The 23,919-nt window shown below is 66.2% G+C and carries 25 protein-coding genes; 6 read left to right on the forward strand and 19 right to left on the reverse strand.

Going from position 1 to position 23,919, the window contains the following annotated elements:
* Positions 1 to 65: 65 nt before the first annotated feature.
* The 5 genes from BI344_RS03890 to rarD form a co-directional block, all read right to left on the reverse strand.
* Positions 66 to 1,940: a M3 family metallopeptidase gene (locus BI344_RS03890; RefSeq protein WP_071111611.1), complete on the reverse strand. Its 1,875-nt coding sequence runs from the start codon at positions 1,938 to 1,940 to the stop codon at positions 66 to 68.
* Between the two features lie 117 nt (positions 1,941 to 2,057).
* Entirely contained in the window at positions 2,058 to 3,323 is a 1,266-nt protein-coding gene (locus BI344_RS03895) for a GNAT family N-acetyltransferase (protein ID WP_071111612.1), read from the reverse strand.
* Positions 3,317 to 3,505, reverse strand: a complete 189-nt coding sequence (locus tag BI344_RS03900; protein WP_071111613.1) for a hypothetical protein — start codon at positions 3,503 to 3,505, stop codon at positions 3,317 to 3,319. The genes BI344_RS03895 and BI344_RS03900 overlap by 7 nt, the downstream gene beginning before the upstream one ends.
* Positions 3,506 to 3,685: 180 nt before the next feature.
* Complete coding sequence (locus tag BI344_RS03905; protein WP_071111614.1) at positions 3,686 to 3,991, reverse strand: hypothetical protein; 306 nt, start codon at positions 3,989 to 3,991, stop codon at positions 3,686 to 3,688.
* Between the two features lie 210 nt (positions 3,992 to 4,201).
* Positions 4,202 to 5,113 carry an EamA family transporter RarD gene (gene rarD / locus BI344_RS03910; RefSeq protein WP_071111615.1) on the reverse strand — a complete coding sequence of 304 codons (912 nt, stop codon included), beginning with the start codon at positions 5,111 to 5,113 and terminating at the stop codon, positions 4,202 to 4,204.
* Positions 5,114 to 5,486: 373 nt separating this feature from the next.
* Between rarD and BI344_RS03915 the strand changes: the two genes are divergently transcribed.
* Positions 5,487 to 8,966, forward strand: coding sequence for an indolepyruvate ferredoxin oxidoreductase family protein (locus BI344_RS03915; RefSeq protein ID WP_071111616.1), 3,480 nt, complete (start codon positions 5,487 to 5,489; stop codon positions 8,964 to 8,966).
* A gap of 137 nt (positions 8,967 to 9,103) precedes the next feature.
* Positions 9,104 to 9,670, forward strand: coding sequence for a hypothetical protein (locus tag BI344_RS03920; protein ID WP_071111617.1), 567 nt, complete (start codon positions 9,104 to 9,106; stop codon positions 9,668 to 9,670).
* A gap of 381 nt (positions 9,671 to 10,051) precedes the next feature.
* Here BI344_RS03920 and BI344_RS03925 read toward each other — a convergent pair whose 3' ends face one another.
* The 8 genes from BI344_RS03925 to BI344_RS03960 form a co-directional block, all read right to left on the reverse strand.
* Positions 10,052 to 10,783, reverse strand: coding sequence for a hypothetical protein (locus BI344_RS03925; protein ID WP_158020688.1), 732 nt, complete (start codon positions 10,781 to 10,783; stop codon positions 10,052 to 10,054).
* Between the two features lie 139 nt (positions 10,784 to 10,922).
* Entirely contained in the window at positions 10,923 to 11,726 is an 804-nt protein-coding gene (locus tag BI344_RS03930; RefSeq protein WP_071111619.1) for a mechanosensitive ion channel family protein, read from the reverse strand.
* 75 nt (positions 11,727 to 11,801) lie between these two features.
* Entirely contained in the window at positions 11,802 to 12,530 is a 729-nt protein-coding gene (locus tag BI344_RS03935) for an NAD-dependent protein deacylase (RefSeq protein WP_071111620.1), read from the reverse strand.
* Positions 12,531 to 12,579: 49 nt separating this feature from the next.
* The gene (locus tag BI344_RS03940; protein ID WP_071111621.1) at positions 12,580 to 12,912 is read right to left on the reverse strand and encodes a nucleotide pyrophosphohydrolase; all 333 of its coding nucleotides are present in this window, start codon (positions 12,910 to 12,912) and stop codon (positions 12,580 to 12,582) included.
* Positions 12,913 to 13,078: 166 nt separating this feature from the next.
* A complete protein-coding gene (gene gstA, locus BI344_RS03945) occupies positions 13,079 to 13,690 on the reverse strand; it encodes a glutathione transferase GstA (RefSeq protein WP_071111622.1) in 612 nt (203 codons plus the stop codon).
* Between the two features lie 105 nt (positions 13,691 to 13,795).
* Complete coding sequence (locus tag BI344_RS03950; RefSeq protein WP_071111623.1) at positions 13,796 to 14,365, reverse strand: DUF4337 domain-containing protein; 570 nt, start codon at positions 14,363 to 14,365, stop codon at positions 13,796 to 13,798.
* Positions 14,366 to 14,456: 91 nt separating this feature from the next.
* The gene (locus BI344_RS03955; RefSeq protein ID WP_071111624.1) at positions 14,457 to 14,732 is read right to left on the reverse strand and encodes a VF530 family protein; all 276 of its coding nucleotides are present in this window, start codon (positions 14,730 to 14,732) and stop codon (positions 14,457 to 14,459) included.
* A gap of 66 nt (positions 14,733 to 14,798) precedes the next feature.
* On the reverse strand, positions 14,799 to 17,069 hold the full coding sequence (locus BI344_RS03960; protein ID WP_083338613.1) for a TerB family tellurite resistance protein: 2,271 nt from the start codon (positions 17,067 to 17,069) through the stop codon (positions 14,799 to 14,801).
* A gap of 190 nt (positions 17,070 to 17,259) precedes the next feature.
* Here BI344_RS03960 and BI344_RS03965 point away from each other — a divergent pair, with 190 nt between their 5' ends.
* The 4 genes from BI344_RS03965 to BI344_RS03980 all read left to right on the forward strand — a co-directional run bounded on the left by BI344_RS03965 (position 17,260) and on the right by BI344_RS03980 (position 19,100).
* On the forward strand, positions 17,260 to 17,712 hold the full coding sequence (locus BI344_RS03965; RefSeq protein WP_071111625.1) for a Spy/CpxP family protein refolding chaperone: 453 nt from the start codon (positions 17,260 to 17,262) through the stop codon (positions 17,710 to 17,712).
* 78 nt (positions 17,713 to 17,790) lie between these two features.
* Positions 17,791 to 18,213, forward strand: coding sequence for a hypothetical protein (locus BI344_RS03970; RefSeq protein WP_071111626.1), 423 nt, complete (start codon positions 17,791 to 17,793; stop codon positions 18,211 to 18,213).
* A gap of 15 nt (positions 18,214 to 18,228) precedes the next feature.
* Positions 18,229 to 18,681 carry a YMGG-like glycine zipper-containing protein gene (locus BI344_RS03975; protein WP_071111627.1) on the forward strand — a complete coding sequence of 151 codons (453 nt, stop codon included), beginning with the start codon at positions 18,229 to 18,231 and terminating at the stop codon, positions 18,679 to 18,681.
* 224 nt (positions 18,682 to 18,905) lie between these two features.
* The gene (locus tag BI344_RS03980) at positions 18,906 to 19,100 is read left to right on the forward strand and encodes a hypothetical protein (protein WP_071111628.1); all 195 of its coding nucleotides are present in this window, start codon (positions 18,906 to 18,908) and stop codon (positions 19,098 to 19,100) included.
* 479 nt (positions 19,101 to 19,579) lie between these two features.
* Here the strand turns inward: BI344_RS03980 and BI344_RS03985 are convergent, their stop codons facing one another.
* The 6 genes from BI344_RS03985 to BI344_RS04010 form a co-directional block, all read right to left on the reverse strand.
* Positions 19,580 to 19,966 carry a YkgJ family cysteine cluster protein gene (locus tag BI344_RS03985; protein WP_071111629.1) on the reverse strand — a complete coding sequence of 129 codons (387 nt, stop codon included), beginning with the start codon at positions 19,964 to 19,966 and terminating at the stop codon, positions 19,580 to 19,582.
* A 129-nt stretch (positions 19,967 to 20,095) separates the two neighbouring features.
* Complete coding sequence (locus BI344_RS03990) at positions 20,096 to 20,392, reverse strand: putative quinol monooxygenase (RefSeq protein WP_071111630.1); 297 nt, start codon at positions 20,390 to 20,392, stop codon at positions 20,096 to 20,098.
* Positions 20,393 to 20,479: 87 nt separating this feature from the next.
* Positions 20,480 to 20,908 carry a hypothetical protein gene (locus BI344_RS03995; protein ID WP_071111631.1) on the reverse strand — a complete coding sequence of 143 codons (429 nt, stop codon included), beginning with the start codon at positions 20,906 to 20,908 and terminating at the stop codon, positions 20,480 to 20,482.
* Between the two features lie 143 nt (positions 20,909 to 21,051).
* Positions 21,052 to 22,071, reverse strand: a complete 1,020-nt coding sequence (locus BI344_RS04000; protein WP_071111632.1) for a hypothetical protein — start codon at positions 22,069 to 22,071, stop codon at positions 21,052 to 21,054.
* Between the two features lie 66 nt (positions 22,072 to 22,137).
* Positions 22,138 to 23,319 (reverse strand): alkaline phosphatase family protein, encoded by a 1,182-nt coding sequence (locus BI344_RS04005; RefSeq protein WP_071111633.1) that lies wholly within the window; start codon positions 23,317 to 23,319, stop codon positions 22,138 to 22,140.
* Positions 23,320 to 23,324: 5 nt separating this feature from the next.
* Positions 23,325 to 23,804 (reverse strand): YiiD C-terminal domain-containing protein, encoded by a 480-nt coding sequence (locus BI344_RS04010; protein WP_071111634.1) that lies wholly within the window; start codon positions 23,802 to 23,804, stop codon positions 23,325 to 23,327.
* Between the last annotated feature and the right edge of the window lie 115 nt (positions 23,805 to 23,919).

The raw sequence follows: 23,919 nt of genomic DNA on the forward strand, positions 1-23,919 counted from the left end.
CCAGCCGGCAATGCAAAACGGCCGGGGCATCCCGGCCGTTCTCTTTGTCGCAGCGCGGACCCGCCTCAGTGCACGCTGGCCGGATAGCGCTGCGCCACCCAGGCTTCGAAACGCTGGAACATCGCCTCCTCGCCGTCGGCGTTGTCGGCGATCAGCTCGGCGCCGTGCACCAGGCGGATATGGGCGTCCAGCCGGTCCGGGTACTGCCGCGGATAGCTGCGCGCAGCGGATTCCGCGATCAGTTGCTCGGCGTCGGCCCAGGCTTGTGCCACGCTCTGGGTGCAGGATTCGGCCAGATAGCGGGCGTTGAATGGCTCGCCGGTCAGGCTGACCAGAGTGGCGTTGTGGTTGATGCTGTTGCCCGGCGCCCAGTAATGCTGGGCAAGCAGGGGGCCGATGGCCGGATTGTCGGTGAGGTAGCCGTATTCGCGCAGGAAATAGGCGCGGGTCTGGTGCACCGCCATATTAGCCAGCAGATAGCCGTGATAGGCGGCGGCGGATTCCTGATTGAGCAGGTGCGGAATCGCCAGCAGCGGGCGCGGGCTGACCGCGATGCCCAATATGCGCTGCTCGCAGGCGCGCGCCAGCTCCAGAATGCGGCCGGCCGTCAGTTCGGCCTCCGGCAGCGCGTACAGCGCGCGCTCGAAATACGCCACCACCGCGATCGAGCGTTCGGCGTAGGCGGCGAACGGCTGGCTGGTTTCGATGCGGGCGCGGATCAACGCGTCCGGAATCGCTTCGCCGCGGCTGTTTTTGGCGTAGCGCTTCAACCAGTCGGCATCGTCCAGCAGGCTATCGCAGAACATACTCTGGGTTTCGGCGTAAGCCATCGAGGTCGGCGCGAACTCCTGCGAGAAGCACGGCGAATTCTGCGCGACATTGGCGAAGTGGGCGGCATGGCCCCCTTCGTGGAATAGGGTGTTGATCGCGCGCGCGCCGCTGCCCACTTGGTCCGGTTTGGCGTCGGCGGTGAAATTGATCTGGCCGGCCACCCAGTTCGCGCCATCCTGGAAGGCGGGAATCGGACCGTGGCAGAAGCCGTTCTGATACTTGCCCTCGCGCTCCACCAGGTCCAGCTGCATGGTGGCGCCGCGGTACTGGACGCCCAGGCGGCGAAAGCTCAGCACCCAACGCTCCACCGCCTTGGCGAACGGCAGGTAGGGGTCGATCTGGCGGGTGACGTCGCCGCTCATGTGGAAGCGCAGATTGTGCGCCTTCAACGCATCCGCGCCGTGCCTGGCTTTCAGATCGTCCAGCGCGCGCTGGTTGGCGTCGCGGGTGCGGGCTTCGAAATCATCGAGGATGGCGAACAGCTCGTCCGGCGTCATCTGCTCGTTCTTCTTCACCTTGTATTCGAAATAGTCGGCGTAGCCCAGGCTGCGCGCCAGCGCGTTGCGCTGCCTGACGATATCGATGAAGCCGTTGTCCAGCGCCCAGCGCTCCAGGCCCAGCAGCGCGTCGTGCGAACTCTTGCGCGCCGCCTCGTCGCGGTTGGTGCCCATATTGGTCGACAGCATGCTGAGGGTGGCGTCCTCGCGCACTCCGTTGTCGTTGACGTGCTGCATCTTGTAGTCGCGGCGCTTGGCGAACAATTCCGCCTCCAGCTCGATCAGCCCGGTCATCAGCCGGCGCGCCTCGTCGCTTTCGATGATATTGCTCTGGAACAGCGCCAGCCAGCCGCGGTAGCCATGCGCCAAGCCCTGCTTCTCCTCGCTGTCCGGCAGCGCGTCCAGTTGCGCCAGCGCCCGCTGCACCGCCGAGAGGCGCTCGGGGCTGGAAATAAAGTCCTTGAACGCGGCCTCGGCCTGGGCGAAGCCGGCGTGGTCGTCGGACACCGCCATATAAGTGTCCCAGAACAGGTCTTCCTTGGCCTTGTGTATCGCCAGGTAGTCGTGGTTGAGCGCGTCGAAATCTTGGCGCAGCGCGGCCAGTGTGGTCATTGCCATTTCTCCAGGGTAGCGGTGCCGCTCGAACGGCGGCATCCGGCGCCATCGGTCGGTATCCCGAAAGCATGCATGAGTGAGTTTCATGCGCAATGCCGGACAAGGTCAAGCTAATCAGCAGTTTCGGCTCAAGAAGCATTCACCGCCAACATGAGTAAAGCCTAGTTGCCGGTATAGGCCGACAGCCGCTTCCCGCGCCGCCACCATCGCCAGCAGCCGCGGCGAACGCCGCAAACCCCATGCGGCCAGATGGCTGAGCAGCTGGCTGGCGATGCCCAGCCGCCGCACCTGCGGCGCGGTGGCCACTTGCTGGAAACGGCCCAGCCCCTGCCAGACGAACAGCCCGGCGCAAGCGAGCAGCGCCTGGCCGTCGAACACGCCCCAGACATGGCCATGGCCGGCCGCCTCCAGCCGGCGATAGCGCTCGGCGCGCCGCTCCAGCTGCGCCCCGCCCTGGCCCTCCTCGCGGCAGGCATCCCGCAACAGTTGCCGCCATTGCCGCCAGTCGCCCTGGCTGGACAACGGCCGCATCGTCAGCATCGGGCTGAGCGCCGCCGGCCGCAACATGCCCTCGCCCAGCAGCCATGCTTCAGCCTGGCGGTAGCGGTAGCCGGCGGCGGTCCAGTCGGCATACGCGTCCGGCCCATCTTCAGCCCGCGCCTGCCAGCGCAGCCTGCAATGGCCCGGCAACCGGTCGGGGAAAGCGTCGGCAAACCGCTGCTCCCAGCGTTGCCGCTGCTGCGCCTGCGGCGCATGGTCTAGCCACAACGCATCCCCATCCGGGAAGCTTGCGGCATCGGCGGACAGGCGCCAGCCATAGTCCAGGCGTTGCAGCCGCCCCGCTTCCCCCAGCAGCCGCCATTCGGTTTCGGCGCCCAGCATGCCCAGACTCAGCGCCAGGCTCACCCGGCCATTGCGCGATGGCGCGGGAACGAAGCCCAGCCTGGCGGCCAGCTTGCGCGCCGCCAGGTTGCCTTCGGCGGTATCCGCCTCCACCCGGCTCAGGCCGAGTTGGTTGAAGCCGGCGTCCAGCAGCAGCCGGCCCGCCTCCGCAGCATAGCCCTGGCCCCAGGCGGCTTCGGCCAGCTCGACGCCGAAGCCGGCAATGCCGGGCGACAAGCTCAAGCGCAGGCCGACCGAGCCGATCAGTTGATTGTCGTCGCGGCGGATCAGCGCCAACTGCCAGGCGCGGCGCGGCTGCTGCCGCTGCTGGTCGACGAAACGTTCCAGCAATTGCGCGGAAAACGCCGGACTGGCTTCCAGCGCCGAATCATGCGGGCCGCAACGCGAACCGCCGCGCAGCTGCTGATAGCGCGGCAGGTCGGCGGCGCTGAAATCGCGCAGCAGCAGGCGCGGCGAAACCAGCGGCAGGATCAGCATAGGTGGCCCTTCTCCAGCCGCAGCTGCTGCAGGCGCGACTCCAGCCGCTGGCGGCGCATGTCGTCGGCCGCGTCCTGCGGTCGGCAATACGGGATGGTGGGGGTGTCGGATGAAAAATGAACGCGCTCGTCGCCGAGCACATCGCGCAGCAAGTGGCGCGACAGGATAAAGATCGATGCCATGACGGCGGTACCTGTAAAGAACGATAAAGATCAGGGGAGAGCGTTGCGCCAAGGCGGCGGCCTCTCCGGTTATGTTCCCGCCGGCCAATCGGCATGGCGATGCGGCGGAAGCGCGCAGTCTGCTACCGCCGTCATTAGCCGTCAAGCCTATTTTTCATGCGCGGGAAATCGGGAAACCCGTCAATCATGGCGCCGGCGCGTTTGGCGCACCGGCTGCCGCTGCGTCCACCAACGCTCCAGGCTGGTGCGCAGCGCGGCATCCATCAGGCCCAGTTGCAGGCCGACCAGCACCGCGTACAACAGCATGCCCTGCCCCACCGGCATCAACGGCACCGCCCAGCCGCTCAGGTGCGGGTACAGCAGCCAGGCCAGCAGCAGGCCGGTCAGCAAGGTCAGCTCGACCGCGCGCCACGACTGGGTGCGCAACGCCAGGCGCGCGCCGATATCGGTAAGGAAGAACACCAGACTGAGCAGGTACAAGGCCATGGCAGGGCTCCACAAAAACGTCGGCGACCGAACCGGAATGCCTGCTCGCGGTCGCCCGTATCATCGGAAAATGAAGCCGGCTCCTTGCCCGCCCGCTCCTAATACCGTTATAGCCAGCCTCACTGTCCATTTGGCCAGTTCCAATCGGTCAGTCCTAAAAAATGACAAAGCCCCGCCAGAAGCGGGGCCGCGATCAAAAAAGCATCGGCGTCAGGCGCCGGCAATGCGTCTTTCCCGCCACAAGGCGCGCAGGCCGACCGCGGAATACAGCAACAGCGCGCTCCAAATCAGGGCGAAGCCCAGTGCGCGGTCGCTGCCGAACGGTTCGTCGTACAAGATCACGCCCAGCGCCAGCTGGATGCTGGGGCCGACGTACTGGATCACCCCCACCGTGGCCAGCTTCAGCCGGCGCGCGCCGGCGGCGAACATCAGCAGCGGCACCGCCGTCACCACGCCGGCCCCCATCAGCAGCAGGTCGCGCCCAACGCCCACCTGGCCGAAGGCGCCCTGTCCCTGCCAGCCAAACCATAGCAATGCGGCCAGCGCAAGCGGCGACAGCAGGAAAGTCTCCAGCGCCAGACCCGGCAGCGACGCCAGCGGCGCTTTCTTGCGCAGCAGGCCATAGACGCCGAAAGTGGCCGCCAGCGACAGCGCGATCCACGGCAGCGAACCAGCGCTGACGGTCAGCCAGGCCACGCCGGCTCCGGCCAGCGCCACCGCCAGCGTCTGCGGCCGGCTCAGCCGCTCGGCCAGGAACAGCCGTCCCAGCAACACATTGACCAGCGGATTGATGAAGTAGCCCAGACTGGCCTCCACCACGTGGCCGGCGTTCACCGCCCAGATGTAGATCAGCCAGTTCAGCGACAGCACCGTCGACGACAGGCCGAAGATCGCTAACTGGCGCGGCTGGCGCAAGGCGGCGCGCAGATCGCCCCACTGGCGCAGGAAAGTCAGCACCAGGGCGACGAACAAGGCCGACCACACGATGCGGTGGCACAGAATTTGCAAGGCAGGCACCGAGTGCAGCGGTTTCCAATACAAAGGAAACAGGCCCCAGCAGATGAAGGCGCCCAGGGTATACAACACGCCGCGGCTATCGCCGGCGGAAGAGGGAGCGGACATGTAGAACTCGGCAAGACGGAATATTCCAGCGCACAGCTTAACCGCTTTGCCCGCCGACAATAACCATTGTCTTCTATACAGTCCGTTTACAAACACTTAACCGCTAAGGTTTTTGCTGCACTGGCACATAAACCGCACCGTGATGGCGGATGCTGCAATCCCTTTGACGTTGACGTAAACGTAAACTATAGTCTGGCGACATTAGGGTTAACACTCTAAGCTGCGACAGCCGCACACGCGCCGGAGCCACGGTATAAAAATAAATAAGGTGTCACACACAGATGGCCGCCATCGCAGCAGCCGCCCGACACAGGATGCCCACAAGGCCGCCGCGGGCTGATCGCCACAAGCGAGCACGACAGGAGGAGAAACCATGTCAATCCGCCATGCAGACCTGGAAGAGAAATACACCGCCCCCACCGGCCAGGTACTGATGACTGGCATCCAGGCGCTGGTGCGCCTGCCGATGCTGCAGCAAGAACTGGACCGCGCCGCCGGCCGCAACACCGCCGGCTATGTCACCGGCTACCGCGGCTCGCCCCTGGGCAACGTCGACCAGACCATGATGAAGGCCAAGAAACACCTGGACGCCCACAACGTGGTGTTCCACCCCGGCCTCAACGAGGATCTGGCCGCCACCGCGGTATGGGGCACCCAGCAGGTGAACATCTTCGAAGGCGCCAAATACGACGGCGTCTACGCGATGTGGTACGGCAAGGGCCCGGGCGTGGACCGCTCCGGCGACGTGCTCAAGCACGGCAACGTGGCCGGCACCAGCCCGCTGGGCGGGGTGCTCTTGGTATGCGGCGACGACCACGCCGCCAAGTCCTCCACCTTCCCGCACCAGTCCGACCACATCCTGGCCGCCAGCATGATCCCGGTATTGAGCCCGTCCGGCGTGCAGGAAGTGCTGGACTTCGGCCTGCACGGCTGGGCGATGAGCCGCTATTCCGGCTGCTGGGTATCGATCAAGGCGATCACCGACACCATAGAAAGCTCGGCCATCGTCGACATCAGCCCCGAGCGGCTGCAGTTCAAGATCCCCGAAAACTTCCCGATTCCCGAAGGCGGCCTCAACATCCGCTGGCCGGACACCCCGCTGGCGCAGGAAAAGCGCGTGCTGCACCACCGCCTGTACGCGGCGCTGGCCTATGCCCGCGAAAACAAGCTCAACCACATCACGCTGGATTCTCCCAAGGCGCGCCTGGGCATCATCACCTGCGGCAAAAGCTATCTGGACGTGATGCAGGCGCTGGACGACCTGGGCATCAGCGAGGCGCAGGCGGCCGATATCGGTCTGCGCATCTTCAAGGTGGGCATGGTCTGGCCGCTGGAGCCGGAAGGCGTGCGCCAGTTCGCCGAGGGGCTGGAAGAAATCCTGGTGGTGGAAGAGAAGCGCCAGATCATCGAATACCAGCTGAAGGAACAACTGTACAACTGGCGCGACGACGTGCGCCCGCGCGTGGTGGGCAAGTTCGCCGAAAAAGGCGAATGGGCGCTGCCGCACGGCGACTGGCTCTTGCCGGCCGCCGGCGAATTGACCCCGGCGATGATAGCCCGCGCCATCGCCAGCCGGCTGGCGCTGATCTTCGACAGCCCAGTGATCCACGACCGCCTGAAGTTCTACGACGACAAAGAAGCCCAGCTGGTCAAGCCGCGCGAATCCATCGCCCGCGTGCCGCACTACTGCTCCGGCTGCCCGCACAACACCTCGACCAAGCTGCCGGAAGGCAGCCGCGCGGTGGCCGGCATCGGCTGCCACTACATGGCGCACTGGATCAGCCCGGAAAACACCAAGACCTTCACCCAGATGGGCGGCGAAGGCATCACCTGGCTGGGCCAGGCGCCGTTCACCACCACCCGCCACATCTTCACCAATCTGGGCGACGGCACCTACTTCCACTCCGGCATCCTGGCGATCCGCGCCGCGGTGGCCGGCAAGGTCAACATCACCTACAAGATCCTCTACAACGACGCGGTGGCGATGACCGGCGGCCAGCATGTGGACGGCTATCTGGACGTGCCGATGATGACCCGCCAGTTGGCGGCCGAAGGCGTGGCGCGCATCGTCATCACCAGCGACGATCCGGACAAGTACCAGAACGCGCAGGGCCTGGCCCCCGGCATAGACGTGTTCCACCGCCGCGAGCTGGACCGCGTGCAGCGCGAGCTGCGCGAAACCGAAGGCGTCACCATCCTGATCCACGACCAGACCTGCGCCGCCGAGAAGCGCCGCCGCCGCAAGCGCAACGAATACCCGGACCCGGCCAAGCGCGCCTTCATCAATGAGAAGGTATGCGAAGGTTGCGGCGACTGCAGCCAGAAGTCCGGCTGCCTATCGGTGCTGCCGGTGGAAACGCCGCTGGGGCGCAAGCGCAAGATAGACCAAAGCAGCTGCAACAAGGACTACTCCTGTGTCGAGGGCTTCTGCCCCAGCTTCGTCACCGTGGAAGGCGGCAAGCTGAAGAAGCCGGCCGGCGCCAGCGCCGATCTGGCCAAGCTGCCGGCGCTGCCGGAGCCCAAGATTCCGACGCTGCACGAGCCATTCGGCATCATGGTCACCGGCGTCGGCGGCACCGGCGTGGTCACCATCGGCCAAGTGCTGGGCATGGCGGCCTACCTGGACAACAAAGGCGTGACGGTGCTGGACATGGCCGGCCTGGCGCAGAAAGGCGGCTCGGTGTGGTCGCACGTGCGCATCGCCGAGCATCAGGAACAGCTGCACGCGGTGCGCATCGCCGCCGGCGACGCCAACCTGGTGCTGGGCTGCGATCTGGTGGTGACGGCGGCGGAAGAGGCGCTGGCCAAGATGCGCGAAGGCTTCAGCCACGCCATCGTCAACAACTACGAATCGCCGACCAGCGGCTTCCTGAAAAACCCCGACCTGCGCTTCCCGGCCAAGGCGATGAAGGAAGCCATCATAGAATCGGTGGGCCAGGGCCGCTACAACGAAGTCAACGCCACCCGCCTCGCCACCTCGCTGATGGGCGACGCCATCGCCGCCAATATGTTCATGCTGGGCTATGCCTGGCAAAAGGGCCTGGTGCCGGTATCGCTGGAGGCCATCTTGGAAGCGGTGCGGCTGAACGGCGCCGCGGTGAAGTTCAACCAGGACGCCTTCAGCTGGGGCCGCCACGCCGCCCACGATCCGGCGCGGGTGGAAGCGTTGGTCAGCCCCACCGCGGTGGTCGCTTTCGTTCCGCGCGAAACCCCCGACGCGGTGCTGCACCATCGCGCCAACCTGCTCGCCGCCTACCAGAACGAGGCGCTGGCGGAACGCTACAAGGCGCTGGTGCTGAAGACCAAACAGGCGGAAGAGGCGCTGAACCCGGCCAGCACCGCGTTGACGCTGGCGGTGGCGCGCGCCTACCACCATCTGCTGGCCTACAAGGACGAGTACGAAGTGGCGCGGCTGTACAGCGACGGCGAGTTCCAGCGCGATCTGGCCAGCCAGTTCGACGGCGACTACAAGCTGCGCTTCCACATCGGCGTGGCCTGGCTGACCCGCGGCCAGCCGCGCAAGCTCGCCATCGGCCCATGGCTGATGCCGGCGATGAAGGTCCTGGCCAAACTGCGCTTCCTGCGCGGCAGCGCGCTCGACCCGTTCGCCTGGCAGGAAGACCGCAAGCTGGAGCGCCGCATGATAGCGGAGTTCGAACAGCAGCTGGCCGGCATCCTGGCCGGCCTGACGCTGGAGACGCTGCCGCAGGCGGCCGAAGCGGTGAAGAGCTGGGAAGGCGTGCGCGGCTTCGGCCACATCAAGCTGAAGAACTACCAACAGGCCCGCAGCCGCCAGCAGCAACTGCTCAGCGGCGGCGCGACGGCCGGCAAGACATCGCGCAACGTGGCCTGATCAACGATTGTTTCCGCAGCTTTGGGCGTCGACCTGTGTCGGCGCCCTTTTTTCTTCCCCAATTCACACTGAAAATGATGAATGAATTTACTATCCTGTCATTCATGCAGATGGATTCACCCACCCGGAGACCGCTCATGTCAGCATTGCTACGCCGAACCCTAGTCGCCTCGCTCAGCCTGATCCTGATCGCCTGCGCCACCCCGCCCAGCCAGATTTCCCAAACCGCAGGCGGCTGCGTCGGCCAGGTAATGCAAGCCCCCACCGGCATGGGCCCAGTACAGCACGACACCCTGCTCGCCAACGCCATCGGCGCCCCCGGCAATGGCGGCCTGTGCGAGGGCGTGGTCTATCAGCAGAACGCCGCGGCTCCCGGCACCACCGTCTACCGCGTCTGGGACAGCGGCAAGCCCAACTCCCGCCTGGGACGCTGGTGGTCGTTCAGCAAGCCGCAGGGCCCGCTGGCCAAGTACCAGGCTGACAACGCCATCTGCCCGGCCTGGAGCCGGCTCAATAGCGTGGTGCGCTGCCAGCTGAAAGCCGGCGTCCAGGTGGCGGTGGGCACCGGCCAGAGCGCCAACTGCGCGCCCGATCCCGATTTTCCGCCGTCCCCGGTCAATCAGGTGTATGTGCCCAACACCAGCCCGGACGATATCCAGGTGGAAAACTGCCAGGACGAAGGCGCCTTTCCGCCGGCGATGTAAGCGTCAACCGCCCCCTGCCCGGCCAACCAGCCTACCCGGCTGCCTGCTCTGCGGCTCGCAACAGGCAAGCCGTTCAGCCGCGGCGGTGGCGTCGATATCGAGAACGAGCAGGACATCATCGAAGACGTACCCGCCTCCGCGACCGGATGCAGTAGCGGTGGCCGCCGGCGGGCGCAACGGCCGCATCGCGCCGCGGCAGGACATACAAGCCGCATCCCCGCGTCGGGCGGGAGTCCAAACTGCCGGGCCCAGTCAACGCGGCGCCACACGCAAACGGTGCGGCGCTGCTGAACCGCGCCTGGCAGCCGCGCAGCACTGTGCCCGGGCTCAGCAATGCCTGCCCGGCCTACAGGCTTTGTCACCGCAGTGGAGCGGCCCCGGTCACGACTGCTCCAGCCATGGCCGCCCCACTGCCTCCAGCCTGGCCTGGAAAGCGGCCGGCGGCTCCCAGCCATGCGGCTGCGCATGCGGCGCCACCAGCTGGATGGCCAACTGCTTGGCGAATTCCCGATACAGGCTCTGCTGCGCCGGATTGCGCACGCGCTGGCTGAATTGCTTCTGCACCGGGCTGAGCAGGCTGGTGACGAAAGGGCTGGCGCCGTCTCCCGCCGGGAGAAAAGCGCCATGCTTTTCCTGGCCCGGCAGGCCGGCCTCGCGCGCCACCTCGCCCAGCGCGCGCAGATAGCCATCCGGCATGACGTTGCCATTGGCGCGATGAAAGGCATTCTTCGCCTCGCTATAGATCGCCGCATAGGTCGACTCCAGCGCCTGCCGGCGAAAGACCGCGTCGCCGGCCATAGTCTTGCCCAACTCGTCGGCCTGCCTGCGCATCATCGCCTTGACCTCGCCGGGACTGACCGGCGCGCGCAGCAAGCCGCCACGCGAAAGCGTGCTCGGGCGCTGAGCGGCCAGCCCTCCGCCTTGAAACTTCGCCGCAAAACGTTGCCAGCTGCCGGCCCGCGCCGCGGTCTCCAGCCGCGGCGCAAGCGGACGTGCCGCGTTTCCCGCCTGGCGCAAGCGGCCGGCCAGACCGCGCCCGACGCCAGCCATGCGATCGCCGACGCCGGCCAGCCATTGGCGCACACCGGCGCCGCCCAACATGTCTATCTTCATCCTGCTCTCCATGCTGCCCGCGCCGCGCCAGTTGCGCGGCACCCAGAGCCCTCATTGAAAAACAGGCCGTGGCGGCCGGCTTGTAAAAATGGCTCATACGCCAATGAGAAACGGGGCGAACCGTCCCGTTTTCCCCCTCTCACCCCTGCCGCACCACCATCGCCTGCTCCGGCGCCGGGAAGCCGGCCGCGCCCAGCGTTTCACGTATCGCGCGGTTGCTGTCGAAATACACCTGCCAGTAATGCTCAGGCGCGCAATAGGGCCGCAGCGCCAACACCGGCCCCAGCGCGGTGAACTCCAGCAGGCCCACGTCCGGCGCCGGCGCGGCCAGCACATTGGGAATGCGCGTCAACGCCGCGCTCAGCAGGCGGATCGCCTCGACGTGATCGGCGCTGTTGGCCAACTGCGCCTTCAGGTCCACTCGCCGTACCGCGTTGGCGCTGTAGTTCTGAATGGTGTCGGAGAAGATCTTGTTGTTGCCCACCAGCGTCTGCACCCCGTCCGGCGTGTCCAGCGTGGTGGCGAACAGGCCGATCTCGCGCACCGTGCCGGTGAGGCCGGCCACCGACACCACGTCGCCCACCTTGAACGGCCTGAGCACCACCAGGAACACGCCGGCGGCGAAATTGGCCAGCAGGCCGCTCCAGGCCATGCCGATGGCGATGCCGGCAGTGGCGATCACCGCGGCGAAGGTAGCGGTCTGCACGCCGAAGAAGCCGAGGATGCCGATCACCAGCACGATGGTCAGCGTGACCGACAGGAAGGAATGCGCGTAGCGGCGCAAGGTGGGATCCAGGTGGCGCGTGGCTAGTTGTTCATCCAGCAGCCGGGCGGACAGCGCGATCAGCCAGCGACCGATCAGCCACAGCAGGATGGCGGAGACGATATTGCCGGCGAAACCGACCGCCAGGTCCAGCCAGTGATTCCAATTGATGTTTTCCATCTGACAACCCCTTGTCTGAAAAGCCGGATAACGGCTTTCTCAAGATAGGCGGCGGCCGCGGCAATGCCAAACGGATCAGCAGCTCAGCTGGCGGCAGGTGTCGCCGATGCCGGCGTGGACGCACAGGTCGAACAGGGTGTCGAAACGGGTGGGCGTGTAATTGATCAGCGCGCAGGGTATGCCGGCGCGCGCGGCTTCCACCGGGATCAGATTGACCGGCGACACCTCCAGCGACGAGCCCATCACCAGCAGCAGATCGGCGTTGAGCGCCGCCTCGAAGGCCACGTCTATCAGCGGCACCGCCTCGCCGTACAGCACCACGTCGGGCTTGAGCACCGCCCGGCAGCGGCGGCAGGCCGGCACCTCGTGCTGCTGCACATAGTCCAGCGGGTGCGGCATATGGCAATCGGGACAGCTGGCGGACAGCAGGGTGCCGTGCATCTCCAGCACGCGGCGGTTGCCGGCGCGGCCGTGCAGACCGTCGATGTTCTGGGTGAGGATGGTCACTTCCCTACCCGACGCTTCCAGCGCGGCGAGGAAGTGGTGGCCGTCGTTGGGCTGGTAATCGCCCACCAGCTTGATGCGGAAGATGTCGCGGAAGGCCTGCCAGAACGCCGAGGGCGCGCGGCGGAAATACTCCACCGACACCGCCTCGGCCAGACTCATGTCCTGCGACCACAGGCCGTTGGCGGAACGGAAGTCGGGAATGCCGGATTCGGTACTCATGCCGGCGCCGGTCAGCACCGCGATGCGGCGGGCGCCGTCGATCAATTGCTGCAGTTGCTGCTGGGGGGAAACATTCATCTGGACTTCCTTACCGCCGGACTTGCTTCGGTCCACTATAGCGTAAGGGTCAGATGGCCGGGTATTTGATCGCGTTCTTGGCCAGCTTGTCGCGCACCGCCGCGTCCAGGTCCACCCCGGTCACCATCGCCAGCCGGGTCAGGTATAGCAGCACGTCGGCAATTTCCTCCTGCAGATGGGTGAAGCGCGCCGGATCGTCCCCCAGCCGCGCCGCGGCGTCGTCGTCCAGCCACTGGAAGATCTCCGCCAATTCGCCCACCTCCCCCATCAGCGCCAGCACCAGATTGCGCGGCGAATGGTAGCGATTCCAGTCGCGCTCGTCGGCGAAGCGCTGCAGCGCGGCGGTGAGGCGGCTGGCGTCGATCAAACTGTTTTCAGTCATAGCGTTGCGGTTCCACGTGAAACATCGGGCAAACGTGCCTGCCGCATTGTACCGCCCACCGCCGGGGCCGCGGCAATCACGCTCGCCGGATGGCGCCAAGCCGCCGGCCGGAAACGACAACGCCCGGCAGCGCCGGGCATTGTCGAGGGACACGCCGGACAGGCGCTTACTGCCCCAGGCCTTCCGCCTGCAGCGCCTGCTGCGTCGCCGGCAGCGCCGCCACGCGCTTCAGGTAATCGAGCAGGGCCGGGAAATCGGCCAGCGAGCGCTGCACGTACTGCGCCCAGGACAGGCAGGTGAACAGGTAGGCATCGGCCACGCTGAACTGTCCGCCTTGCAGATACGGCGTTTTCTCCAGCTGCCGCTGCAGCAGCGCCAGCCGGGGCTGCAGCCGCGCCCAGGCGTCGTCCTTCACTTCTTCGGTCTTGCCGAAGAAGATGGGAGTGAAGTTCTTATGCACTTCGGTGGAGATATAGTTCAGCCACTCCTGCAGCCGGTAGCGCGGCAGCGTGCCGTTGGCCGGCGCCAGCTGCTTGTCCGGCGCCTGGTCGGCGATGTATTGCAGGATGGCCACGCCCTCGGTCAACAGCTCGCCGTTGTCCAGCTGCAAGGCCGGCACATAGCCTTTTGGATTGATGGTGGAGAAGTTCACGCCTTCGGCGGTGACATGCGGCTGCGCGCGCAGATCGACTTTTTCGCTGCCGAAAGGCAAACCGCTGGCGAACAGGACGATATGCGAAGCCAGCGAGCAGGCACCGGGGGAAAAATACAGTTTCATCACAACTCTCCTGTGCATTGAAGGAAGGGGACAAACCGCAATCGGGTCTCAGACTGATCCAAAACCATGCCGATTGCAACCCCCCGCCCGACAGGGTTGTGCGGCTCAGCCCAGCAGGCTGACCAGCCACTCGATGCGCAGATTCCAGCCGCCGAATCCGGCCAGCCAGAACAGCAACCCCAGCGCGCCGAAAGCCCAGGAGCTGAACAACGGCAACAGGTTGGCCGACAGCGCCGCCACCGCCGCGCTGGCCACCGCGATCGACAAGGCGGCGTCGCTGATGTCGAACAGATCGTGGCGCTGGTTCAGCGCCTCGAAACCCGTCTCCTGGCCCTCGGCCTTGCGCTGCAGCGCGCCCCCCTCGGCCTGGTAGCGCTTGATCTCGCCCCGCAGTTGCCGCTGTTGCGGTTCGAGAGCGGCCGCGCTGGCCGGATTGGCCAGCGCCAGCATCTGCGCCTGGCGCAGGCTGGCTTCGGTCAGATGCAGCTTGATCTTCTTCGACTGGTATTCCGACCAGCTATCCAGCGCGTCGGCCTTCAGCAACTGGCGCGCCTGGACGATATTCTCGTCCTTCAGCTTACCCAGCCCCATCAGCACCGACAGCAAGACCACCGTCAGCGCCACCAGGCTGTTCAGGCGCTTCTTTTCCGCCTCCACGCTGATTTCCACTTCCATGCCGCTTCTCCTTAAATATCTGCTTGAATGTCTGCCTGGCGACGGCAGTCCGGGCTTCCATCCTGCATAACGCAGCTGGCGGACAAAAGTGTTATCCGCCCGGCTTCTTGCCAAACAGCCGGGGGCGGGCATCCGCCGGCGCGGCGGGACGATTTTTGAACTGCAGGTACAAAGATTCCACTTCGGCGCGCGCCCAGGGCGTGCGCCGCAGGAAGGTGAGGCTGGACTTGATGCTGGGGTCCTGCTGGAAACAGCGGATATTGACCCTTTGTCCCAGTCCGTCCCAGCCGTAATGCGCCAACAGCTCGGTCAGCATCTTCTCCAGCGTGACGCCGTGGGTGGGGTTGTTGGCCTGCGGTGCGCTCATCCGGTGCATATCCTGCGTAATGTGTGAAAGCGCCGAGTGTAAGGCCGCTCCCGCCCGCTGGCAAAGCTAGTTGGCGGGCCCCGCCTTGCGCCGGCTACGCTTGGCGCGCGCCTTAGCCGGCGCGGCATCCTCCGGCGGATACAAGTTGCCGGGATCGGCCATCCTGGCCCCGCCGCCATCCACCCCCATCGCCAGCGCCACCCGGCCCAGCCTTTGCTGCTTCTCCACGCTGATCGGGCCGGCGGCGGCCAGCAGCAGCATCACCAGCTCCAGCGCCATCTGCCGCTGCTGCTCGTCCGGCAGCAGGTCGCCTATGGTTTCCAGCGCGCGCTTCTCGTCGTTGCGCACCAGCCAGGTCTGGCGCCGCACCGCCTGCTTGAATTCCTCCAGCGTCAGCTCCTCGCCCAGCCCGGTGTCCTGCATCACGCGGCGGATGGCGTTGAACGGCCGCACGTCCACCACGCCGGTGCCGATGGCGACATAAATCAGCAAGCGCAGGAAGCCATCCACCGCGCCGCCCTGCGAATAGTACTCCTCCAGCTCGCGCCGTTTCAGCCGCAGCATTTCGCCGCGCTCCCAGCCGCCCTGCTGGCGGCGCACGCTGTATTCGCGCTTGGGATCCAGCCCCACCAGCGCGGCGGTCAGCGGCGCGTCGTAAACCATGCGGAAAGCCATTTCCTTGAAGGTGTCGCGCTGGTCGCGCCAGCCGTCCAGCACGCTGGCGCTCCAGTTGGACACCGTCTCCTGCCATTGCCAGAACGGGTTGTCCTTGCTCAGCGGCCGCCGCGCTTCCCGCACCTTGGCGGCCCAGTCCGGCAGGCTGCCCAACAGCGGATTGCCGCTGGAGAACCAGCGCCGCTCCAGCCGCGACGAGTGCGTCTCGCGCAGCCAGTGCGCCGACTGCGGCGAGCTGAAGGCCTGCAGCCAGGGCGAGACGAAGCAGTCGTACAGCTGCTGGTTGATCTCCGCCACCCGCTTCACCACCTGGAAGGCGCGCTCGCCGTCGCGGCCGTCGCCCAGCGCCAGGATGTCGGACACCTCGCGCGGCTCGAAGCGGATGATGTAGCGGCCCTGCAGGTATTGCAGGCCTGGGGTTTCCGGGTGGGTGTCGGTGATCACCGCCTCGTAGAGGCCGGGCGGCAACACATCGATCAGGTCCAGCGCGCTGGCTAGTTCGCTGTGCTCCTTGTTGGCGACGCCGGCGGAGACGAAGATGCCAAGATGGCCCACCTGCTCGTGCAGGCAATAGACTATGGTCTGCTCGTTGCTGCGGATGTCCTCCACATTGCGGTAGAGGTCGGCGATCCAGAACAACGCCTGCTGCGGCGGCGTGATGTTGTCGCCCCAGGAGGCGAACACAATGATGGGCGAGCGGATCTGGCGCAGGTCTATCCGCTGCTCGCCATCCTCCAGGTAGACCTCGCCGCGGCTGAGGCGGTTGCCGACGAACAGGTTCTGGCTGATCCACTCCATCTCCTGCTTGTTCAGCAGGTAATGGCCGCCCCACCAGCGCTCGAACTCCAGGAAGCGGCCGCGCTCGCCGTCGATATTGGCGTACAGGTGATAGGCCTTCTTCCAATAGGTGTTGGCCGGGTCCAATTGCTCGAAATTGCCCACCAGCTGCGCGCCGTCGAACTGGCCGTTGCCCAGGTCGCCGGCCAGCGAGGCCAGCCAGGTGCCGCCCATCAGTCCGCCCTGATAGCGCATCGGATTCTTGCCAGCCACCCCGGCCCAATACGACAAGGGCGAGCCCGCCAGCAGGATCGGCCCCACCAGTTCCGGCGCCGACGCCGCCAACATCGCCAGCGCCCAGCCGCCCTGGCAGTTGCCGATGACGAAAGGCTTGCCGGCGCTGCCGCACGGATGCAGCTGGTTGACCCTCTGCAGGAACACCTTCTCCGCCCGCCACACGCATTCTATGGTTTGGCCCGGCACCGGCACCGGAAAAAACATCACGAAATAGCAGGGATGGCCCTGGCGCATCGCGATGCCGATCTCGCTGTCCATCTTGAAGCCGCCGATGCCCGGGCCGTGGCCGGCGCGCGGATCTATCACCACGAAGGGCCGCTTGCCGGCATCGGTGGCCGGGCAGCCGTCCGGCGGGCGGATCGCCGCCAGCGCGTAGTTGACCGGCTGCGGCAGCTCGCGCCCGTCGACGATGATGTCGAAGTCGAACACCAGCACCGGCGGATTGCCGGAGGCCGCGTGCTCCAGATAGGTATCGCCCCGCTCGCGCAGCGCATCGCAGAACAACAGGCCGCGCTGGGCGGCGTCGGTCCAGTAATCCGTCCAGTGCTGCCCCCACGACCACCACCCCGCCTTGTCCGCCTTGGCCATTGCGCTCTCCCCGATGTCATCAGTCTTCACTCTAGCCCAGCCTGCCGGGCTTCACCTCCGCTCAAGATAGATATCAACAAGGTATTGCGGATTAACAGTCTTAAACACATGCGATTTTCAGCGAAAAACTCGCCAGACAATTGCATCCAATACTGCAATCACCTAGACCCGACAATGGAAGGAAAATACCATGACCAAGCTGCTCAAGCCCCTGCTGCTCGCCGGATTGCTGATCGTCGGCAGCGGCGCCGTCTACGCCCAGGATGCCGGCGCCGACTCCGCAGCCAAAGGCTGGCATATGGACCCGTCCAAGCGGGAGGCGATGATGGCCAAGCATCTGCAGATGCTGCACGACAAGCTGAAGATCCAGCCGCAGCAGGAAGCCGCCTGGCAAACCTTCACCGCGTCGATGAAGCACGAGAAAATGGCCAAGCCAATGGACGACAACGCCACCGCGCCGGAAAAAATGGAACGCATGATGCAGCACCGCCAGGCCGAAATGCAGAAACACCTGGACGCGCTGAAAACCTTCTACGCCCAGTTGACGCCGGAACAACAGAAGATCATGGACCATCTGCATCGTCCGCACGGCAAGTGGCAGCACCACGACAAGCACGGCGCTTCCGCGCCGGCCAATGGCTGAGCGTTACCTTCACATATGCGGCCAGCCCGTTGACGGCGGGTTGGCGGGACCGGTGAACCCGGCAGAAAGAGGCTCATCATGAAAGGCTACATCCGCTTGAGCGGCGTAATCCTGGCTGCCACGCTGGCAGTGGCCGCCGTCGCACCGGCCGAGGCGTACTACCACCACGGCGGACCGCCGCGCATCAGCATAGACGTCTGGCGCGGAGGATATTGGAACCACGGCTACTATCACGGCCGCAACGGCTGGTGGTGGGTGGTCGGCGGCGCTTGGTACTTCTACACCACGCCCATCTATCCCTACCCCAGCCTGTACGCGCCGCCGGTAGTGGTTGCGCCGATGGCGCCCGCCGTGCCGATGGAGCCGCCTGCGCCGCCCATCGCCGCCGCCCCGCCGGCGCCGGCCCAGGTCTGGTATTACTGCAAGGCGGTGAAACAGTACTACCCCTATGTCAGCGAATGCCCGGGAGGCTGGAAAACCGTTCCGGCCAAGCCGCAATAGCCAGGGAGAACCCTCATGAGAAAACGCTATTACGCGCTGCTGCTGCCGCTGATGACCGCTTGCACCACTTTGCCCACCGGCCCCACCGTGGCGGTGATGCCGGCGCCGGGCAAGCCGTTTGAAATCTTCGCCCAGGAAGAGCAGCAATGCCGCGCCTACGCCGCCGGCAGCAGCGGCGTCAGCAACAACGAGGCGGCCAATACCAACCTGGCCACCAATATGGCGCTGGGCACGGTGGTGGGCGCCGCGGCCGGCGCGCTGATAGGCGGCAATCATCAGGGCGCGGGGGTCGGCGCCGGGGTCGGCCTCTTGGCCGGCACCGCGGCAGGCGGCTCCAACGCCGCTTACGCCGGCTACGACGCGCAAACCCGCTACAACATCGCCTACCAGCAATGCATGTACGCCAAGGGCAACCAGTTGCCCGGCCAGCGCATGGCCCCGGCCTATCTGCCGCCGCCGCGGCTGTAAACCCGCCCGGCATGGCTTTTCGCCACGGCGCAAGCCATGCCAAACAGTCGCTACGCCGTCTTTTTTAACTCAATTAACATATTGAAACAAAAAGGGAATTTCCGGCAATGCCTTTCGTCAAAACGCTGACAATACTGGAAACACGCCCACCGGCGTTTCGCCGCCGCTGACGGCAATGACAACACCGCGGGCCATCCATTCATCCACCAGCAAAGGACTTCGTCATGACCAGACTGTACGCGCCGTTGATGGCCTGCCTGTTCCTGGCAACCGGCATTGCCAGCGCCCAGGATGCCAATTCCCGCCCGTTCGACACCTCCCGGGTGCAGCCCAGCGTGCCGCTGTCGCTGCACGACATGACCATGATAGACGCGCCCGCCGCTCAAACCGCGCCGGCGCAGCCTCCCGCCGCGCAATAGGCGTCCAAGCGCCCGGCCGGTCCCCCGGCCGGGCAATGCCGGCTCGGCGACCGAAGCCGCTGTCGCCGAAAGCCCCTCAGTAACGCTCCATCGCCACCGCGCGCGCCGGCGGCGCGTAGTCTTCCGACCATCCGTCGTCTGTGCGCCAGATCAGGCCGTCTTGCACCGTGAAAAACAGATGCCGGTCTGGACCGGTTGTTCCACGTGGAACGCGATCTCGCTGGCCACCGTATTGGCGTCGGCAAGCAGCCGGATGATTTCCAGCGTCCAGGCCAGGGTCAGTGGCGTCGAAGGCGACGCAGCGCTCCACGCCGCACACCCGCCCGCGCGTTTACGACACCCGGTATTAGACATCCGGATGCAGGGTTGACGCGAAGCCGTCCCAGTCGCGCGCGTCGCAGCAGCGCCAATACCGTTCAATCAGTTGTTTCGACATCACCGCTCCCGATCAAAACCAGGAGCCGACATGATAATTGAATCTATCTGGGCTGGTCCGGCTTGCGGGTATAGGCACAGAAACCCGGCTTGGAGCCGACCTTGGGATGGTTGCGGCAGGTATTGGGCCGCCGCTCGTAGATGGTGCAGCGCCGGGTGTTGGCGTCCAGGTACAGGCAATCGCCGTTGGCGCGCTGCGCCAGCGTGAACAAGCTGTTCTTGAAGTTGAAATGCTGGATCACCCGCTGCTTTTCCAGCCGTTTGGCGATGTTCTTGATCGGCTCTTCCAGCTCGAATTGGTCCACCACGCCGATGCGGATCAAATCCGGCAGCCTCACCTCCACCGGCATGGTGCAACAGGACGCCATGCAGTCGCCGCACAGGCCGTTCTTGTACTTGATCCAGGTTTCCAGGCGGTTGATATCGGCCACGGGACGTCCTTAACACATTGAATACGCGATATTTTCCCGTCACGGGAGAGCGCGCATTCTACGGCCCGGCGCTCATCCCGGCAAGCCGCGGCGAACGCTGGCGGCAATTCGGCATGCTCGGGCAGGCATTCAGCCGCCATCGCCCACCAGCAGCGATGGGTGCGCCGCCCGGCTGGCGCGCGGCAGCACTTCCGGCAGGTAGATGTCCTGGATGGCGGCCAGCTTGCCGTGCGCCTCCCAATCCGCCTGGCTTTCCCAGTGCTCGACCAGCACGAAACGCTGCGGATGCGCCTGGGAATGGTAGGCCTGCCACAGCAGGCAGCCCGGCTCGGCCAGGCATAACGGACGCATCCGCTCCAGCGCGTCGGCCACCAGCGGCACCTCTTCTGGCAGCGTGACTTCAAGGATGACGATCAGCGGAAACATGGCGATCCTTGCATGGTGAGGCGAAGCCTGGGTAGGGAATGGTACGATCAGAGCCGCGCCGCCGCGACCCCAAACGGCGTGCAGCGCTCATGGCTGGTCCTGCCAGCATAGCGCGGCGATGCGCCAGCCGTCGGCGCCGCGGATCAGCTGGAACAGCTTGACGCCGCCGCCGGCATACGGCTCGCCGCGCAGCCGACCGGACTTGCGGTAGCGGCTGATCCGGCTGGCGATGTCGCCGCCTATCCAGGTCTGCTCGCTGGTTTCCCGCTCGCAGAAATCGCGCAACTCGCCGCCGGACAACAAAATGCGGCGCGGCGCGAGGAACGCCTCCACCGACCATTCCTGCGCCTGCGTCCCCTCGACCTTGGTGATCCGCCCATTGGCGGTGAACATGACGAAAATACGCTCCAGATCGGGCTGGGCGCCGTCCCGATTATCGAACAATGCAAAAAAATCCGCGATCAGGCGGTCGATGTCGTGCTTGTCGGACTCGCTGCCAGCATAAGCGGTTTCCATCTGCGTCCCTCTTCTTGGCGCGCCGTCGGCGCGTCCTGTGTCAGTAAAACTCCATCCGCCGCAGGCCAGCATTGGGCACCAGCCTGTACCGGGAAGCCCGCGCCAGACGCCGCCGCGCCATCTTGCGGACCATCACGACACATCTATTTCAACGGCGGCAGCCACGCCCGCAGCTTGGACGGCAGGCGCCGCAGCACCGCGCTACGGCAAGGCTGCCAGAACGCCGACAACAGCAGCAGGCCGGAAGCGATGCACAGGCCGGCCACGCCAAAGCCGGCGCTCTGCAAACCCGCATGCTGCAGCAACTGGTTGAAGGCGTACAGCACATAGGCCAGCGCCGACACCATCAACGCGCGGCGGTCTATCACCAGCGACACCAGGCCGAACACCGCGTACAGCGCGATCACCGCCAGCAGCATCGCCATGCCGGTGTTGCCATCCATGATGCCCAGCATCGAGAACAGCGGATGCACCAGCAGCGGCGCCGCCAGCAGATGCAGCCAGAACGCCACGTCGGACTGCCGCTTCTGCCGCGCCGGGTCCTGCCGGTCCCAGTGGACGCCCAATAAAAAGGCCAACACGCCGCCCGCCGCCAACACCCCATTGGACAGGCCCTGCCACTGCGGCAGCAGCCCCTCGATGGCCAGCGCGGCCATCGCCACCCACGCGCCTACGCCCATGGCGACGGTGACCGGCACCCTAAAGCGCCGCCAATGCAGCCAGGCGGCCAGCGCCGCCGTCAGGCCGGACGCCAGCAGCGCCAACGGCCTGGCCACCCCGCCATCGCCGGGAAACCATTCCAGGCACAGCGCCAGCATCCCGCCGCCGCTGCACAGCACGAAGCTGCCCAATAGCAGGATGGCCGGCAAGGCCATGCGTCGGCGCCGGACGAAATATTCCGCCAGCGGCCAGGACACCGCCGCCGCCAGCCACGGCGCCAGCGGCTTGGACAGCGCGCCGGCCACCCAGCCGACCGAAACCAGCAGCAGCACGCTGGCGATCACCACGAAAATGTCGTTGAAGCCGGACAGCAAGCGGAAATGCTCCTCGTCCGCCATCTGGGTATGGCGCCGCCGCGCCGCCAGCGCGCGGAAGTCGTCTATCGCCTGCTGACTGAAAATCCCGGCCGCCGCAGCGGCGTCCAGGTCGTCATTGTTGTACATGCAAAGCCCTGCCTTGAAGCGATGAAAACCATGCCAGCATAGCAGCAGTGGCAAGCCCGCCCGGCTTCACGGCCGGAACACGATCAGCGGAATGCTCATCTCGTCGGGCTGGACGCCGGCATGCACGCCAGCCAGCCGCAGCGGCTGCTCGTGCGCCAGCGTGTCGCGGATATTCCAGCCGGGCCTGGCGATCAGCACCGCCTCGCCGCAGCGGCGCTCCAGCTCCGGGTGCGCCGGCCCGGGGCCGAACACGCCGGCGGCCAGCAGCTCGGCGCCGGGCGCCACCCAACAAGCGTGGCCTATTCTCTGCCTGGCCAGTTCGATGAAGCGCTCCGCGCAGCCTGGCCTGAGATGGCAATAGGCCAGCCTTGTCTCGCCGGACAAGGGCCGCGCCAGCATGCCGTACAGCTCGGCGTCGGCGTCCAGATCCAGCCATTGCGCCGCCGGCGCGGCGACGAAGCCGTGATCGGCTATCGCCACCAGCGCCGCGTCGTTGCGCGCGGCCGCCTGCGACAATCCGGCAAAGCCGGCATCGATCCGGTCCAGCAACAGGCGCGCCGCATCCGCGTCCGGGCCCAGCTCATGCATCAGCGTGTCCAACTGAGGCAGGTACAGGTAATGGAAGGCCGGTTCCGGCGACGCCAGCCGCGCCGCCAGCCGGGCGAACGCATCCTCCAGGCCATGGTAGGCGAGCCGCTGCGCGCCGCCGGCGTGAAAGCGGCTGCACGGCGAATCGGCGATGAAGTCCGGCAACAGACAGGCCGCCGGCCGCGCCAGGCGGTCGAACAGCGGCGGCGCGCGGTACAACGCGTCGGCCAATGCCTGCGGCGCGCTGGCGCTGGTGCCGGGATGGCGCACATACAGCGGCAGCGGCGCGATGATTTCCTCGTCCAGCAGCAGATGCCAGCCTATCAGGCCATGCGCCGCCGGCGGCTGGCCGGTGAGCACCGTGGTGACCGCGGCGGCGGTGGTGGGCGGGAACACGCTGCTGAGCGCCTCGCGCCGCAGCTCGCGCAAGCGGCTGTCCGGCCCCAGCCTGGCCAGCTGCGCGTCGCCCAGGCCGTCTATCAGCAGCAGGCAGACATGGCGGTGGCGGCCTATGCCGGCCAGCGCGCCGGAACGCAGCGACGCGTGGCCAAGATCCGGCCCGCCCAGCTCCACGCTCAGCGTCTGCATCAGGTTGAGCAGGCTGCCGCCGCGGTAGTCGGGCCAGGCCGAGCCGGGGTAGCGGGATGGCAGATTGGGCATGGCGGCTATCCCGGTTGGGCAAGCCGCATTGCCGGGGCCCGCTGGCCGGCCAAGGCCACGAACTCGCCGCATAGCCGGCCCGCCTCCGCGCCATCGCACTCCAACACCGCCGCCACCTCGATGCGCGCCTTGCCGCGGCGCGACAAGGTTTTGATGAAGCGCTCCCAGCCATCGGCGTCCGCCAGGACCGCATGCGCGGAAAACGCGCCGGCGATGGCTTGCTGGTATTCCATGCTGTTGCGCTGGATCACCAGCGTGGCGGTCCACCCTTCTGCCCGCAAGCGGGTATGCAGCAAGGACCAGGCGGCCAGGATGGCCAGCGCCGACGCGCTGCCGCCGAACACTGTGGCGCGGTGGTTGATATTGGGCGCCAGTGGCGCGGTCAGCGTCACGCCATTCGGCGCGACGGCGGCCACGGCCACCTCCATCGCGCGGGACAGCGGAATATGCTGGTACAAATAATCTTGCAGATCAGCGGCTTGCATCGTCGCTCCCATAAGCGGATACCCGTCCATGATACCGCCATGCTCGGAACAGCGCCTTGGCCAGCGGCTGGAATTGCCCGTTGACGCTGCCGGGCTGCTCCTCATGGCCCGGATT

Origin of the sequence: Chromobacterium sphagni, assembly GCF_001855555.1 — a bacterium.
Taxonomy (GTDB): Bacteria; Pseudomonadota; Gammaproteobacteria; order Burkholderiales; family Chromobacteriaceae; genus Chromobacterium; species Chromobacterium sphagni.

What these genes read in the sequence shown, in the direction of transcription:
- BI344_RS03890 (WP_071111611.1), bottom strand. Translation starts at nt 1,940, where the DNA reads ATGACCACACTGGCCGCGCTGCGCCAAGATTTCGACGCGCTCAACCAC.
- BI344_RS03895 (WP_071111612.1), bottom strand. Translation starts at nt 3,323, where the DNA reads ATGCTGATCCTGCCGCTGGTTTCGCCGCGCCTGCTGCTGCGCGATTTC.
- BI344_RS03900 (WP_071111613.1), bottom strand. Translation starts at nt 3,505, where the DNA reads ATGGCATCGATCTTTATCCTGTCGCGCCACTTGCTGCGCGATGTGCTC.
- BI344_RS03905 (WP_071111614.1), bottom strand. Translation starts at nt 3,991, where the DNA reads ATGGCCTTGTACCTGCTCAGTCTGGTGTTCTTCCTTACCGATATCGGC.
- rarD (WP_071111615.1), bottom strand. Translation starts at nt 5,113, where the DNA reads ATGTCCGCTCCCTCTTCCGCCGGCGATAGCCGCGGCGTGTTGTATACC.
- BI344_RS03915 (WP_071111616.1), top strand. Translation starts at nt 5,487, where the DNA reads ATGTCAATCCGCCATGCAGACCTGGAAGAGAAATACACCGCCCCCACC.
- BI344_RS03920 (WP_071111617.1), top strand. Translation starts at nt 9,104, where the DNA reads ATGTCAGCATTGCTACGCCGAACCCTAGTCGCCTCGCTCAGCCTGATC.
- BI344_RS03925 (WP_158020688.1), bottom strand. Translation starts at nt 10,783, where the DNA reads ATGAAGATAGACATGTTGGGCGGCGCCGGTGTGCGCCAATGGCTGGCC.
- BI344_RS03930 (WP_071111619.1), bottom strand. Translation starts at nt 11,726, where the DNA reads ATGGAAAACATCAATTGGAATCACTGGCTGGACCTGGCGGTCGGTTTC.
- BI344_RS03935 (WP_071111620.1), bottom strand. Translation starts at nt 12,530, where the DNA reads ATGAATGTTTCCCCCCAGCAGCAACTGCAGCAATTGATCGACGGCGCC.
- BI344_RS03940 (WP_071111621.1), bottom strand. Translation starts at nt 12,912, where the DNA reads ATGACTGAAAACAGTTTGATCGACGCCAGCCGCCTCACCGCCGCGCTG.
- gstA (WP_071111622.1), bottom strand. Translation starts at nt 13,690, where the DNA reads ATGAAACTGTATTTTTCCCCCGGTGCCTGCTCGCTGGCTTCGCATATC.
- BI344_RS03950 (WP_071111623.1), bottom strand. Translation starts at nt 14,365, where the DNA reads ATGGAAGTGGAAATCAGCGTGGAGGCGGAAAAGAAGCGCCTGAACAGC.
- BI344_RS03955 (WP_071111624.1), bottom strand. Translation starts at nt 14,732, where the DNA reads ATGAGCGCACCGCAGGCCAACAACCCCACCCACGGCGTCACGCTGGAG.
- BI344_RS03960 (WP_083338613.1), bottom strand. Translation starts at nt 17,069, where the DNA reads ATGGCCAAGGCGGACAAGGCGGGGTGGTGGTCGTGGGGGCAGCACTGG.
- BI344_RS03965 (WP_071111625.1), top strand. Translation starts at nt 17,260, where the DNA reads ATGACCAAGCTGCTCAAGCCCCTGCTGCTCGCCGGATTGCTGATCGTC.
- BI344_RS03970 (WP_071111626.1), top strand. Translation starts at nt 17,791, where the DNA reads ATGAAAGGCTACATCCGCTTGAGCGGCGTAATCCTGGCTGCCACGCTG.
- BI344_RS03975 (WP_071111627.1), top strand. Translation starts at nt 18,229, where the DNA reads ATGAGAAAACGCTATTACGCGCTGCTGCTGCCGCTGATGACCGCTTGC.
- BI344_RS03980 (WP_071111628.1), top strand. Translation starts at nt 18,906, where the DNA reads ATGACCAGACTGTACGCGCCGTTGATGGCCTGCCTGTTCCTGGCAACC.
- BI344_RS03990 (WP_071111630.1), bottom strand. Translation starts at nt 20,392, where the DNA reads ATGTTTCCGCTGATCGTCATCCTTGAAGTCACGCTGCCAGAAGAGGTG.
- BI344_RS03995 (WP_071111631.1), bottom strand. Translation starts at nt 20,908, where the DNA reads ATGGAAACCGCTTATGCTGGCAGCGAGTCCGACAAGCACGACATCGAC.
- BI344_RS04000 (WP_071111632.1), bottom strand. Translation starts at nt 22,071, where the DNA reads ATGTACAACAATGACGACCTGGACGCCGCTGCGGCGGCCGGGATTTTC.
- BI344_RS04005 (WP_071111633.1), bottom strand. Translation starts at nt 23,319, where the DNA reads ATGCCCAATCTGCCATCCCGCTACCCCGGCTCGGCCTGGCCCGACTAC.
- BI344_RS04010 (WP_071111634.1), bottom strand. Translation starts at nt 23,804, where the DNA reads ATGCAAGCCGCTGATCTGCAAGATTATTTGTACCAGCATATTCCGCTG.